Raw genomic sequence first — 12,834 nt, 5'->3', positions numbered from 1 at the left:
GATCAGGCGGCGAGTGCCAGCTGCTGGGTACGCTCCTGTGCCGAAGCAATTGCCTTCTCGAAGGCTTCCGGACCAAAGGCTGTGCCTTCGACATAGATGACTTCGATATCCGTCATACCCATAAAGCCAAGAACGGTCTTGAGGTAAGGAACTGCGTGGTTCATGGCGACGGCCGGACCTTCGGAATAGATGCCGGCGGCCGAGAGCACGACATACACCTTCTTGCCGGTGGCAAGGCCTTCCGGGCCTTCTGCCGTGTAACGGAAGGTCAAGCCGGCGCGGGCAACGTTGTCGATCCAGCTCTTCAGCTGCGAATAGATGTTGAAGTTGATCAGGCCTGTTGCCAGAACGACGGTATCGGCGGCAAGCAATTCGGCGACGAGCTTGTCCGACAGCTCGGCAGCTGCCGTCTCTTCGGCATTGCGCTGAACGGCCGGCTTGCGGATAGCCGATGTGGTGACGGTGTCGAGATGGGCGATTGGGTTCTGGCCGAGGTCATGGCTGACAACAGTTGAGCCGGAATTGTGGGCTTTCAACTTATCGACGAATTCGTTGGCGATCTTGGTCGAGAGCGATTCGTCGCCGCGCGGGCTGGAGGTGATGAGAAGAATGGAAGACATGGTGCCAATTCCTTGATTATCTTGGAGGCCTTGTATTGACCTTGAAATGTTCGGCGAGACTGGAAGCTCGTGTGAGAGAGAAATAGGCCTGGACCGCTATCGATAAAACGGGGATAATATCGAAGGTTATTATCGAATATCTGGATAGCTTGAATGGACGCCAATCCGACTCTCGATCAATTGCAGGTCTTCATCTCCGTTGCTGAAACGGGGAGTTTTTCGGCTGCAGCCCGATCGCTCAACCGGGCGCAATCTGTCGTCAGCTACACGATCGGCAATCTCGAAGCGCAGCTCGAAGTCACGCTGTTCGAGCGCAGTGGCGCGCGCCAGCCGAAACTCACGGAAGCGGGCAGGGCAATGCTTGCTGATGCCCGCAGGATCGTCGCCGACCTGCAGGTCATGCGCTCGCGTGCCAAGGGTATCCGGCAGGGGCTCGAGGCGGAAATCACGCTGGCGATCAGCGTCATGGTTCCAGCAGATGCCCTGGTTGCGGAACTCAAGGAATTCAGGACCGAGTTTCCGACCGTCGCGCTCAACCTGAATGTCGGTGAACTCGGCATGGTGATGAACCTCGTGATGAACGGCAAGGCGGATATCGGCATCGGCGGCGCATTGTTGAAACAGGATGATTCCCTGATCGCCGAACGGATCGGCCACGCCTTTCTGCTGCCCGTCGCAGCCGCGGATCATCCGCTTGTGAAACTGGGGCGGCCCCTGACGCTTGCCGATGTCCGCGAAGAGACGCAGCTGGTTGTCACCGATGCATCGGGCATAACCGCCGGTCGCGATTTCAACGTTCTTTCCTACAAGATTTGGCGGGTCAGCGACATCGCCACCAAGCATCACCTCGTCAAGGGTGGGCTCGGATGGGGTGGCCTTCCGGCATCGCTGGTGCGCGATGACGTGCGCGACGGCAATCTCGTCGTTCTCGATATCGAAGCCTACGAACAAGGGGAATACCCGCTTTATGCGCTGCGCAGGACGGCAAGCCCGCCCGGCCCGGCCGGTCAGTGGCTGATCGATTCTTTCGCCCGCCGGCTTTCGACCTGCCCGAACAAGCAGCATTTCACGACCATGCTCCACGCGGATATCGACCAGCCCGGTTTTTCCGAAGCTGCGGAATAGGGTTCACGGATGCGGGTGATTGACCCCGGCCGGCTGATCTTGATATAGCTCTGCCACGGTCAGCAGTTCACCGAGGCGTCGCCGTCTCTTATGGGAAGCTAAACCTGCAAATTCAGATGATCAGCACTTATCCTGTGCCGAAGTCGACAAGACGGTGACCAGCGACATACCAGACGGACCGGCACGCTTGAAGGATAAGCTATGCCCAGAACCATCTTTCCGATGGCCGTTTCAGATGTGTCGGCCTTTGCAAAATCCCTGCGCGATCAAATCGCCAAGTTCGACAACAAGCCGAGCCATGTTGAGATGCTGAATATTGTCAGCCGAGCCGCAGGTTTCCGCAATTACCAGCATTTCCGCGCAACGGCGCATACCAGCGATCCCGTCGACATTCCCGATGTCACTGCAGCACCCGAACCACAGGCTGACGAACGCCGCGTGATGCACACCCTTCGCGTCTTCGACCGTGATGGGCGCCTCACGCGCTGGCCGGGCAAGCGCGCGCAGCAGCAATTGTGCCTCTGGTATCTCTGGTCGAAGATCCCGCGCGCAAAATCCGTTTCCGAACGTGAGATCAGCACATTCCTGAACGAGTTGCATCTCTTCGAGGATGCAGCTTTGCTCAGGCGCGATCTCTTCGATCTCGGCCTCGTCACCCGCAAGAGAGACGGCAGCGATTATCGCCGTGTCGAAAGGAAACCGCCGCCGGAACTGGGACTTCTCCTGCGTAAGGTCGGAAATTCAGCCGTGAAAGCTCCGACACGCAACAGACAGGCGGCGGGCTTGCCGTTAACCGCAAACCCCGCCTGACCGCGTCACAGCCTCAAGCTGCCGGAAATGCATGTCGCAACTTCGCCGCCGATCCAGATATCGTCGCCGACCTTGTCGACATGCACCCGGCCGGCGCGGCCGAGCACTGTCCCCTGGGCTGCGACGTAACTTTCCGGCGCAACGCCGGAGCCGATCAGCCATTGGGCAAGACCGGCATTGAGGCTACCCGTCACCGGGTCCTCGTAGCCGTTGCGGGTAAAGGCACGCACTTCGAACTGCGCGTCTTCGCCATCCGACTGCGGATCGAAACGGCCGACCAGCCCGACCCGCGCTCCCGCCAGTATCGAATAGTCCGGCTTTACCGCCAGCACATCCGCACGCGAGCGCAGCCGCACACCGATCCAGTCCGGTCCGTTCTCGACCCAGTTGCTGTCCTCTATCACCGTCGTCACCACACCAAGCCCCTTGGCGATCCTCTCCACCAGAACCGGATCGACCGGACCGCTGCGCACGAGCGGCGGTGCGGCAAAGGCAAGCCGCTGGCCGTCGCGGCGAATGCGCACCAGTCCGGCGCCGCATTCCTGCACGATCTCGCCGTCGGGCGCGTTCGCCGTCTGGCTCAACCAGACATGCGCGCTGCCGAGCGTCGGATGCCCAGCAAACGGCAGTTCCTGCGCCGGCGTGAAGATCCGTACACGGTAATGCGCGCCAGCCACCGTCGGCTTCAGCAGAAAGGTGGTTTCGCTGAGATTGGTCCAGTTGGCGAAAGACTGCATCTGCTTGTCGTCGAGCGCGTCGGCACCGATGACCACGGCAAGGGGATTGCCGCGCATCGGCTCACTGGAAAAGACATCGACCTGTTGGAAGGAAAAGCTTGGCATGAGGATCACTGCGTTGGTTTGAATGAAAACGGCAGCCTTTCAGCTGCCGTCTGATTCCACAATTGTTTATAGGGAGACAGGTGCCTCACAGCACCAGTCGGAATTTCGCGAAACCGTTTTCGCCGTCACCGGCATCCTCGATCTTTGCGCCCTTGATCTCGCCGGCAAAGTCGCGCCCCTTCGGCCCGCTCTCGAACACCGCAGTCGTGCCCGGCAAAGGCTTGAACGACCAGTTGCCGTCGGCCGACGGGTTGATCGTGCCCTGATCGACGATGTAGCGCACGATCACGTCGCGGTTGGTATCGGGCGCGACGAAGATCAGCTTGTCGCCGGCGATCTCCGGAAACTTGCCGCCGCCGCCGGCACGGTAATTATTCGTCACGACAACGAATTTCTGCGCCGGATCAATCGTTTTTCCGTCGAACTTCAAGTCAATTATACGATGCGAATCGGCATTGACCAGTTTGCCGTCCTTGTCGAAGCGAACCGGCTGCGACAGGTCGATCTGGTAGGTCACGCCGTCGATGACATCGTAATTGTAGGATGGGAAACCGTCGTTGAGCAGCGCCGCATCCTTGGCGCCGGCCTTCACCTGGTTGAACATGCCGGCCGACATTTCCAGCCAGTTCTTCACCTGATCGCCGGTAATCAGCACCGCCTGAACCGTATTCGGGTAGAGATAGAGATCGGCAACGTTCTTGATCGCGATATCGCCCGTTGGGACGTCGGTGTAATATTCAGCGCCGCCGCGCCCGCCTGCCTTGAACGGCGCTGCCGCCGAAAGCACCGGATAATCCTTGTACGGACCGTCCTTCAGCATCTGCTTGATATACCAGGTCTGTGCGTTGGAGACGATCTGCACCGAAGGATCGTCGGCGACGAGCGCGAAATAGGAATAGAGCGGCGCGGACGTCTTGCCGACCGGCCGGCGCACATAGGCAAGCGTCGCCTCATGCTCGACTTTTGCAGCAGCCAGAATTTCAGGCTTGTCCTTGACGTCGGCGACCACCTTGCGGTTCTCGTCGCGGTGGTAGATCGGCCGAGCTTCAGACGTGGAAGAGACGATCTTCCAGCCATTGCCGTCCTTTTCGATCAGCAGGTCGATCAGGCCCATATGCGAGCCCCAGAAGCCGGCCATCACGGCGGGCTTGCCCATCAGCGTGCCCTTCTTGGCGTCGGCGCCGACAATCCCGTCAAAGTCCTTCGGGCCGGGGAAAACGAGATGCTGGTGACCGGTAAAGATCGCATCGATACCTTCGATGCCGGCGAGATAAAGCGAGGCGTTTTCCATCCGCTCGCTCTGGCCGGAGCCGTCTATGCCGGAATGCGAAAGCGCGATCACGATGTCTGCACCTTCCTCCTTCATCTGCGGCACCCAGGCCTTGGCCGCATCGACGATGTCGCGGGTCTGCGCCTTGCCTTCCAGGTTCTTGGCATCCCAGACCATGATCTGCGGCGGCACGAAACCGATGAAACCGACCTTGATGGGCGAAGTGGCGCCGGAACCGTCACGGATCTGCTTTTCAAGGATCACATAAGGCTTGAAGAAAAGCTCATCCTTTTTGGCATCGGATGCCAGCATGCCTTTGGTAAGATTCGCGCAGATATAGGGAAAGCCGGACCCGGCTAGCACCTTGTCGAGAAAACCCAGCCCATAGTTGAATTCGTGGTTTCCAAGCGTACCGACATCATAGCCCAACACGTTCATCGCCGTGATGACGGGGTGTTTGTCGCCATCCTTCATGCCGCGCTCGTAGGCGATATAGTCGCCGAGCGGATTGCCCTGCAGGAAGTCGCCATTGTCGATCAGCATCGAATTGCCGGCCTCGGCGCGGATCGCGTCGACGATCGAGGCGGTGCGTGCAAGACCCAGAGTGTCGTTAGGCTTGTCGGCATAATAGTCGTAAGGGAAGACGTGGACATGGATATCCGTCGTTTCCATGATCCGCAGATGCGCCTGGTTGGCCTGCGCCCGGGCCGCAAACGGATGCAGCGCGACCAGCGCGGAAGACGCAGCTATTCCGCCGAGAACCGCGCGGCGCGACGTCGTCAGGGGTGGGGTGGAGGACGGCATGATATCTCCCTATTCGTCATCGAAAAGCGTGACACTAGGCTCATTCGCATGAGCCTGCATCACCAAAATGACAGGGGGAAATCAGGCCTTTGTGGCCTATCGCCTCAGGACCGGCTGGATGTCCTGATGAAAGAAGCGGAAATAGGCCGCCACCTGCGCTGCCGCATTCGTGTTCGGCCGAAACTGGATGCCGACGCGTCCGTTATGGCTCCATTTGACGATACCTTCCAGAACGCCCAGTTCCTCGCTATCGATCCTGACCGGGCTTCCGACGGCTGCGTTTAACGGCGCGCTAAGGTCGAGCGCCAGCCCGGTCGTGGAAATATCGACTACCCGTCCATTCACCGATTGCCCGTAATATTTCACCGTTCCGGGGATGCGGGCCTTCCGCCGCGGAGCAGAACGCACCTTCATGTTGAGATTGTTGACCGGCATATCGTGATACCTCCTGTCCTTTTATCCGATTCATAACTGGCATGAATTGAAACGCCTTTAGTTTGCGTCACAAAATTCTAGCGGATCCGGTAACCGTCGCTTTACTTCCGCGCGGGCACGGCTCCGAATTGGAGCAAAAGGTGCTACAGGCAGCTTTCTTGTCGAAGCTTCCGTACGGCGGCATCCGTCCTTACCGGCCTTTCCAGCCGGACGGCGCAATCACATTGGGGCTGGTAGCCAGATCGAGTTCGAGGGGCACCCGGTCTTCGCCGGCAAGAGCACCCACGGTAAAGCCTCCCCAAGCCCTGACGACCAGCTTGGCTTCGCCTTTCGCAACCGGGATGCGATAGTGGTTCGGCCGGAAACTGTCATGCAGGAAAAAGTCGACGATGCCAGTGAGCGTGGCACTCTTCGTCGCCCGAACGGTGATCGAGACCTTCTGCCAATCGTCGCCGACATCCGATTTCTCGACCATGGCCGAAATCTGCAGCCCGTCGTTGATCTCCCTGCCGCCGAAACGCTGTTTCTGCGAGTCGTTGACGAAAGTGACGGCCGGCAGCCCGAACTCGTCGCCGGTGGAGACACTCTGGGGCTGAAAGCCACTTTCCGACGCAGAGGAAAATTGCCTTAGCTGCCGAAGCTCTTCATATATCTGCGTAATCTTCTGGTTCAGTTGTTCATCGAGTTCGATCGCAACGTTTTTCGTCCGCTCGATACGCTGACCGTTTTCTTCCACCTTATCCGCCAGGGAATCAACCAGACCATCCTTGCCGACACTGATGCTGGCGAGTTTGGGAGCGAGTAGCGCGATGATCGCCATGGCGAGATATGTCGCGATTTTCGCGCTGTCACTGGTTTGGTAGCCGATCACCTCACCGATGACGAGCAGTATGGAGATAATGCTGACGATACCTGCGCCTAATTCCAGTGAACTTCGCTTCATCTGAACCCTCCTTTGAACGACAATCAAAGATAGGGTGCAATATTGATTTTATGCAACCATAAATAGCTATAATCCGACATTTGGCTTGTCGATGATTTCGCGCAGTGCAAATCCGGAGTTGATCTTCACCACATGCGGCAGGGCCGAGAGCCAGTCGCGGTGGATGCGTTCGTAATCCGCAAGGTCCTTGGCTGCGACGCGCAATATGTAGTCGTATTCCCCCGACATCAGGTAGCAGACAAGAACGTTGGGACAGAGTTTAACAGCCGCTTCGAATTCCGTCAGCGTTTTGGCGAACTGACCCGATAGCGAGATATGCACGATGACCATCATCTTGTAGTCGAGCGCGGCGTGGGAAAGACGCGCATGATAACCGCTGATCGTGCCGCTCTTTTCCAGAATGTCGAGGCGGCGCGAACAGGCGGAAGGCGAAAGGCCGACACGCTCGGCCAGTTCCGCATTCGAGATTCGCCCACGGTCCTGCAAAATCCGCATGATCGAACGATCGATGGCATCGAAGCTGTTCATCGGGGTTTCTTTCGAAAAATGACGATTTCACGCAATAATCCCCGAAAAAGGCCGTTACGGCAATCGCTCTTTGCAAGGACATTCCGCCGCTTTTCTGGTGTGCTCGTCGCGCACAAAATCAATTGGCGAATGCCACGATAAAAGAGAGGAATGCTGCATGCGTGTCGGGTGCCCGAAGGAAATCAAGAACCATGAATATCGTGTTGGCCTAACGCCCGGAGCCGTGCGTGAATATGTGGCCCATGGCCATGATGTCATTATCGAGACCAAAGCCGGTGCCGGTATCGGCGCGGATGATTCTGCCTATCAGGCAGCCGGTGCCAGGATCGTAGGTTCGGCCAGGGAAATTTTCGAACAATCCGACATGGTGGTGAAGGTCAAGGAACCGCAGCCGGCGGAATGGGCGCAGTTGCGCGAAGGCCAGATCCTCTACACCTATCTTCATCTCGCGCCCGATCCGGAACAGACCAAAGGCTTGCTTGCTTCAGGTGTCACGGGCGTCGCTTATGAAACGGTTACCGACGAGCGTGGCGGTTTGCCGCTTCTGGCGCCGATGTCGGAAGTCGCAGGGCGGCTGGCGATCCAGGCAGGTGCCACGGCGCTGCAGAAAGCCAATGGCGGCCTCGGCATCCTGCTCGGCGGTGTGCCGGGCGTTTTGCCTGCCAAGGTGACCGTCATCGGCGGCGGCGTGGTCGGCCTTCACGCGGCCCGCATGGCGGCAGGCCTTGGCGCCGACGTAACCATTCTCGACCGCTCGCTGCCGCGCCTGCGCCAGCTGGACGATATTTTCGGCGGCCGCGTGCATACCCGTTATTCGACGATCGATGCGCTGGAAGAAGAGACGTTTTCGGCCGATCTCGTCATCGGTGCCGTGCTCATTCCAGGCGCCGCAGCCCCCAAACTCGTCACGCGCGAAATGCTGTCGGGCATGAAGCAGGGTGCGGTGATGGTCGATGTCGCGATCGACCAGGGCGGCTGCTTCGAGACATCGCATGCCACGACCCATTCCGACCCGACCTATGAAGTGGATCGTATCGTTCATTATTGCGTGGCCAACATGCCGGGTGCCGTTCCGGTGACGTCGGCTCATGCGCTCAACAACGCAACGCTCCAGCATGGCCTCGCACTCGCCGATCGCGGCCTGCGCGCTATTGCCGAAGACAGGCATCTGCGCAACGGGCTGAATATCCACAAGGGGCGGGTCACCAACGCGGCTGTTGCCGAAGCGCTCGGCTACGAGGCTTTTGCGCCTGAAAGCCTGCTGAACGTCGCCTGATTCGTTGCCATTTGTCAGTCTCAACGCCGGGTGCAAAAGCCCCCGGCGTTTTTTCGTCCGAAAAATCAATTCGATATGATTTAGATATATCTAAGTCCTTGCGTATTTTTCTATTTCGACTATCTTTAGATATATCGAAAGGCAGTCTAAGGAGACAGAAATGTTTGGACACAAGTTTGACGGCCGCCATGGATGCGGCGAACGTGGAGGCCGCAGGGCCTTCGAGGAAATCTTTGCCGCGCGTGGCGGGCCGTTCGGTCGTGGTTTCGGCGGGCCGGGTCGTGGCGGGAAAGGCGGCCCAGGCGGTGGCGGTGGCCGCGGCTTCGGTGATGAGGGCGACGGTCGTATCGGCCGGTTCCTGATGCAGGGTGATCTTCGCCTTCTGGTTCTGGCGCTGATCGAAAAGGAGCCGCGCCACGGCTACGAGATCATCAAGCATATCGAAGATATCACCTACGGCTTTTATGCGCCGAGCCCGGGCGTGATCTACCCGACGCTCACCTATCTCGAAGAGGCCGGATACGTGGTCTCCGAAGCGGATGGCAACAAGAAGCGTTACGCCATTACCGAGGAGGGCAGGGCTCATCTCGAGGAAAACCGCAGCTTCGCCTCCACCATTCTCGACAGGCTTTCCGAGTTTGCCGAACGGATCAAGCAGCGGCAGGAGCGTAGCGAACACCACCAGCACAGGGAAAGAGGCCCGGAATTGCCACGCAGCATCGATGCCGCACTGCTGAACCTACGCGAAGTCATCGCCGCAAAGCTCGCCACCGACGAGAAAAAGGCCGGTGATTTCGTCAAGCTGCTGTTGCAGCTGGCCGAGGATCTCGACGAGGGTGGAACTAAGGATGTCGGCGGCCTGAGCTGAACGCTGGGGTCCTCGGATTTTAGCCTCTTTGCGTGAGCTAGGCGTTAGAAATTCCGAGAGAGGGGAGCCCTCTCTCGGGGACATTTCGGGCCCGCCGCTCAACAAAATCAATCCCTTGTGAAAAATCTCATCCCCGCCCTCCGAACCTGTGTCTACAATCCCCCCGTTCCGCTTCGGCTACACCGGTCAGCATTACCGGCGAAGTGGAGCCGGTGATCGCGTGGACCGCCCTTATGCAGGCGGGACATGCGGGGCTGCGCAGAAAATGGTCTGCCCCTGAACAAGGCGTGCGTGTGTCGCACACAAACCGGTCAGGCAGCCCGCAAGGGCTCAAGCGTCCAGGCCGCTGCAGACGGACCGGAGTTGCGCGGAAAAACACACCGAACGGGACACGCCGAGTGTCATTACTAAAAAATCAATTCGAGGCACCCGACGTGTCCCGGCCGAAACTGAAAAACGCTCCCGCACCAAGGGCGGACCCTGTCTGCTGATCGGGTCCGTTTCGTTTCGTTCAGATCGCGTGTGAGGCATCGGAGAAAGCCTGAACTTTCTCGATCCGGCACTGATAGCAATTGTTGCGGGCGGAGCGCACATGAACATAGGCAATGTCGGAGCGCTTGAGCAGTTGTTCCGCCCGTGCAGCGATCTCTTCGGTCGGCGTCACCGCGCCGCTTCCGTAGACGATACGGTCGTTGTGACCATATCCGCGAACGATGTAATCCGGGCTCGAAAGGATCGTCGGCAAAACCTCCTGGCAATCATATCGCGGGCAGGGCGTTGCATGCAGGAAGACCGGCCCGGTCTCGGCATAGGGCTGCAGCGAGGGGAACGGCCGATAGGCGAAAACCAGCAGGCTTTCTCCCTCGTCTATGTTCTTCAGGCAGTGGCGGCACGGATGACCGGGGCCATCGGAAACCATCGTCTCGGGCAAATTGCCATAGGCATCGGTACCGCCGTTCCAGAGAGTTTCGGCATCTGCCGTCGGCATGGCATGAAATCGGATTGTCGACATGGGGCATCTCCTTGAACTGGAAAAGCCCTGTGATGACGATGATTTCGCATCGTCGCCACCCGATTCTTGCCGTCGATATTCGAGCCTATCCGTCGAGCGCTTTCAGAAGTTCGGCATCCGTCATCGGCAGGATCAGCCCGTCGCTGGTGCTGACCGGCGAAAATCCCATCATCTGGTAGAGCTGTATCGCTCGCGGATGATCGAGAGTGTTGGTGGTGACGACGACCTTCGACGGATTGTCCTGCCACGCCGCATAAAGCGCCTGCAGCAGAAACCACTTTCCGATACCGAGCCCGATCGCCCGTTCGAACAGGCCGAAATAGGAAAGCTCGACGACATCGTCTGCCTGTTTGGCAAACTCGAAAAATCCGGCCGGCGCACCATCGACATAAAGCACGCAGATGGAAACCTGAGCATTGTGGATGATCGCGCCAAGCTCTTCGTCGCTCATCCGAAGGCGCTCATACCAGTTCCAGCGCTTGCCCACCTGTCGGTAGAGATAACGGTAGAAATGCAACGGGATTTCCGGTGTGCGCATGATCGCCGTCTGGACATTGACCGGCACCGCTAAGCTGGTACGCGGTGCAGCGGACATTTCGAGCCGGGTGACACGCACCTTCAGCGGGAGAGGTTTCTTCGCCATCGGGATTGTTCCGCCCTATCGTGCGTCTGCCGGACCGGTCACGATCGGAGCATCCTCGCGTGCACCCCACTCGGTCCAGGAACCGTCATAAAGCGCGTTGTTTTTATGCCCGAGCGATTCGAGCGCCAACGTGATGATCGCGGCGGTGATGCCCGATCCGCAGGTGGTGACGATCGGCTGGCCGAAATCGATGCCGGCTTCTTCGATGGCCTGACGCAGTTCCGGTAGACTGCGCAGCTTGCCGTTAAGCGAAAAGGTGCCTGACGGAAGGCTGCGGGCGCCAGGCATATGGCCGGAGCGCAATCCTGGTCGGGTTTCCAGCTCGGTCGCTGCAAACCGGCTGGCGCTGCGGGCATCGGCGATCTGCCGCTTGCCGTCGACGACGATCGACAGCATTTCACGGAAATCGATCACCTTGTCGAGGCGCAGGTCCGTCCTGAATGTGGTGGTCTGAGGAGTGGGAGTCTCCGTTTCCAAAGGCCGCCCCTCGGCCTTCCAGCCGTCGAGACCGCCATCAAGCACGAAGACGTTTTGCGCCCCCATGATTCGGAACAGCCACCAGCCGCGCGGCGCGGGAAAAATGCCGGGACCGTCATAAACGACGATCCGGTCGGTCTCTTTGATTCCCATCTTGCCGACTGCCTCGGCAAAAACCTCTGGAGCTGGGACCATGTGCGGAAGACCGGTCGAATGGTCCGCGACCTTGTCGTGGTCGAAGCGGATGGCGCCGGGAATATGGCCGGCAAGATATTCGGCGTCGGCATCGCGGCTATGCGCCGGCAGATAGAAGGACGCATCGATGACCTTCAGGTCAGGCGCACCCAGCTCCTTCGCCAGCCAGTCGGATGAAACCACGAAACGGCTCGTCTGGACCTCAATCGCTTCGCTCATGTCGTGTCTCCCTTGGCCCGTTCAGGCCTGTGCTTCGGGCTCGCCGAACCGGATTCGGAACCGGCGGTTCTCCTTGCCCTTCTTTTCGATCTTGGCGATATGGATCGCCCCGATCTCAGATGTTGTCGCGACATGTGTTCCGCCGCAGGGCTGGCTGTCAACGCTGGAATTCTCGCCGATGCAGACCAGGCTGACGCGCCCGAGACCGACCGGCGGGCGAACATTCTTGGATTTCACGATGCTCGGATTGGCGGCCAATTCCTCGTCGGTGATCCATTGCAGGTAGACCGGGTGATCCGCCCTGACGAGCTCCATCAGCTTTGCCGTGACGTCGTCCTTGTCGATCGTGTCGGTCATGTCGAAATCGACGCGCGAGTCTTCTTCACCGACGGCTGCACCCGTGATCGGATATTGGCAGACGACCGAAAGCAGATGGCAGGCGGTATGCATCCGCATCAGGTTGAAGCGGCGTTGCCAGTCTATCGAAAGCGTAACCGTCTCGCCGACCAGAGGCTGCGCCTGTCCTTCGAGCGGTACGTGGACGACGATATCCTTCGTCGCGCCATGTTTCGTCTGGCCAAGCAGAATGCGGCTTCCATCTGCCCTTTCGACGAAACCGGTATCGCCCGGCTGGCCGCCGGACGTTGCATAAAAGCAGGTGCGATCAAACTCGATCCCGCCGTCTTCATGCACGGAGGTCACGATGGCCTCTGTGGTGGTCAGATAGAAGTCGTCGCGGTAAAGCAGTTGGGTGGGCATGGCATGCT

At 59.0% G+C, this 12,834-nt stretch carries 14 protein-coding genes; 4 read left to right on the top strand and 10 right to left on the bottom strand.

What is annotated here, in order from left to right:
- Nucleotides 1–2: 2 nt before the first annotated feature.
- Entirely contained in the window at nucleotides 3–620 is a 618-nt protein-coding gene (locus FHP24_RS01830) for an FMN-dependent NADH-azoreductase (RefSeq protein ID WP_139672058.1), read from the bottom strand.
- Between the two features lie 153 nt (nucleotides 621–773).
- On the opposite strand from FHP24_RS01830, the gene FHP24_RS01825 reads away from it, so the two are divergent.
- Both FHP24_RS01825 and FHP24_RS01820 read left to right on the top strand, forming a co-directional pair.
- Nucleotides 774–1,745 (top strand): LysR family transcriptional regulator, encoded by a 972-nt coding sequence (locus tag FHP24_RS01825; protein WP_139672054.1) that lies wholly within the window; start codon nucleotides 774–776, stop codon nucleotides 1,743–1,745.
- Between the two features lie 201 nt (nucleotides 1,746–1,946).
- Nucleotides 1,947–2,555: a DUF2087 domain-containing protein gene (locus FHP24_RS01820; RefSeq protein WP_139672050.1), complete on the top strand. Its 609-nt coding sequence runs from the start codon at nucleotides 1,947–1,949 to the stop codon at nucleotides 2,553–2,555.
- 5 nt (nucleotides 2,556–2,560) lie between these two features.
- Here FHP24_RS01820 and FHP24_RS01815 read toward each other — a convergent pair whose 3' ends face one another.
- The 5 genes from FHP24_RS01815 to FHP24_RS01795 all read right to left on the bottom strand — a co-directional run bounded on the left by FHP24_RS01815 (nucleotide 2,561) and on the right by FHP24_RS01795 (nucleotide 7,377).
- Nucleotides 2,561–3,397, bottom strand: a complete 837-nt coding sequence (locus FHP24_RS01815; RefSeq protein WP_139672047.1) for a PhzF family phenazine biosynthesis protein — start codon at nucleotides 3,395–3,397, stop codon at nucleotides 2,561–2,563.
- A gap of 85 nt (nucleotides 3,398–3,482) precedes the next feature.
- A complete protein-coding gene (locus FHP24_RS01810; RefSeq protein ID WP_139672044.1) occupies nucleotides 3,483–5,471 on the bottom strand; it encodes a bifunctional 2',3'-cyclic-nucleotide 2'-phosphodiesterase/3'-nucleotidase in 1,989 nt (662 codons plus the stop codon).
- A gap of 96 nt (nucleotides 5,472–5,567) precedes the next feature.
- Entirely contained in the window at nucleotides 5,568–5,906 is a 339-nt protein-coding gene (locus FHP24_RS01805; protein WP_139672041.1) for a PilZ domain-containing protein, read from the bottom strand.
- 190 nt (nucleotides 5,907–6,096) lie between these two features.
- Nucleotides 6,097–6,849 carry a pYEATS domain-containing protein gene (locus tag FHP24_RS01800; protein WP_139672039.1) on the bottom strand — a complete coding sequence of 251 codons (753 nt, stop codon included), beginning with the start codon at nucleotides 6,847–6,849 and terminating at the stop codon, nucleotides 6,097–6,099.
- Between the two features lie 66 nt (nucleotides 6,850–6,915).
- Nucleotides 6,916–7,377 (bottom strand): Lrp/AsnC family transcriptional regulator, encoded by a 462-nt coding sequence (locus FHP24_RS01795; protein WP_139672036.1) that lies wholly within the window; start codon nucleotides 7,375–7,377, stop codon nucleotides 6,916–6,918.
- Between the two features lie 157 nt (nucleotides 7,378–7,534).
- Here FHP24_RS01795 and ald point away from each other — a divergent pair, with 157 nt between their 5' ends.
- A complete protein-coding gene (ald, locus tag FHP24_RS01790) occupies nucleotides 7,535–8,653 on the top strand; it encodes an alanine dehydrogenase (protein ID WP_139672033.1) in 1,119 nt (372 codons plus the stop codon).
- Nucleotides 8,654–8,813: 160 nt separating this feature from the next.
- Complete coding sequence (locus FHP24_RS01785) at nucleotides 8,814–9,521, top strand: PadR family transcriptional regulator (protein WP_139672030.1); 708 nt, start codon at nucleotides 8,814–8,816, stop codon at nucleotides 9,519–9,521.
- A gap of 511 nt (nucleotides 9,522–10,032) precedes the next feature.
- On the opposite strand, the gene FHP24_RS01780 is transcribed toward FHP24_RS01785, so the two are convergent.
- From FHP24_RS01780 to FHP24_RS01765, 4 genes are all read right to left on the bottom strand, one after another.
- The gene (locus FHP24_RS01780) at nucleotides 10,033–10,533 is read right to left on the bottom strand and encodes a DUF1203 domain-containing protein (protein WP_139672027.1); all 501 of its coding nucleotides are present in this window, start codon (nucleotides 10,531–10,533) and stop codon (nucleotides 10,033–10,035) included.
- Nucleotides 10,534–10,618: 85 nt separating this feature from the next.
- Nucleotides 10,619–11,176, bottom strand: coding sequence for a GNAT family N-acetyltransferase (locus FHP24_RS01775; RefSeq protein WP_139672024.1), 558 nt, complete (start codon nucleotides 11,174–11,176; stop codon nucleotides 10,619–10,621).
- 15 nt (nucleotides 11,177–11,191) lie between these two features.
- The gene (sseA, locus tag FHP24_RS01770; protein ID WP_139672021.1) at nucleotides 11,192–12,067 is read right to left on the bottom strand and encodes a 3-mercaptopyruvate sulfurtransferase; all 876 of its coding nucleotides are present in this window, start codon (nucleotides 12,065–12,067) and stop codon (nucleotides 11,192–11,194) included.
- Between the two features lie 21 nt (nucleotides 12,068–12,088).
- On the bottom strand, nucleotides 12,089–12,826 hold the full coding sequence (locus FHP24_RS01765; protein WP_139672018.1) for an alanyl-tRNA editing protein: 738 nt from the start codon (nucleotides 12,824–12,826) through the stop codon (nucleotides 12,089–12,091).
- Between the last annotated feature and the right edge of the window lie 8 nt (nucleotides 12,827–12,834).

Origin of the sequence: Aliirhizobium smilacinae (assembly GCF_006335145.1) — a bacterium.
GTDB classification, from domain to species: Bacteria; Pseudomonadota; Alphaproteobacteria; order Rhizobiales; family Rhizobiaceae; genus Neorhizobium; species Neorhizobium smilacinae.
This window is presented reverse-complemented; position numbering and strand designations above follow the sequence as displayed.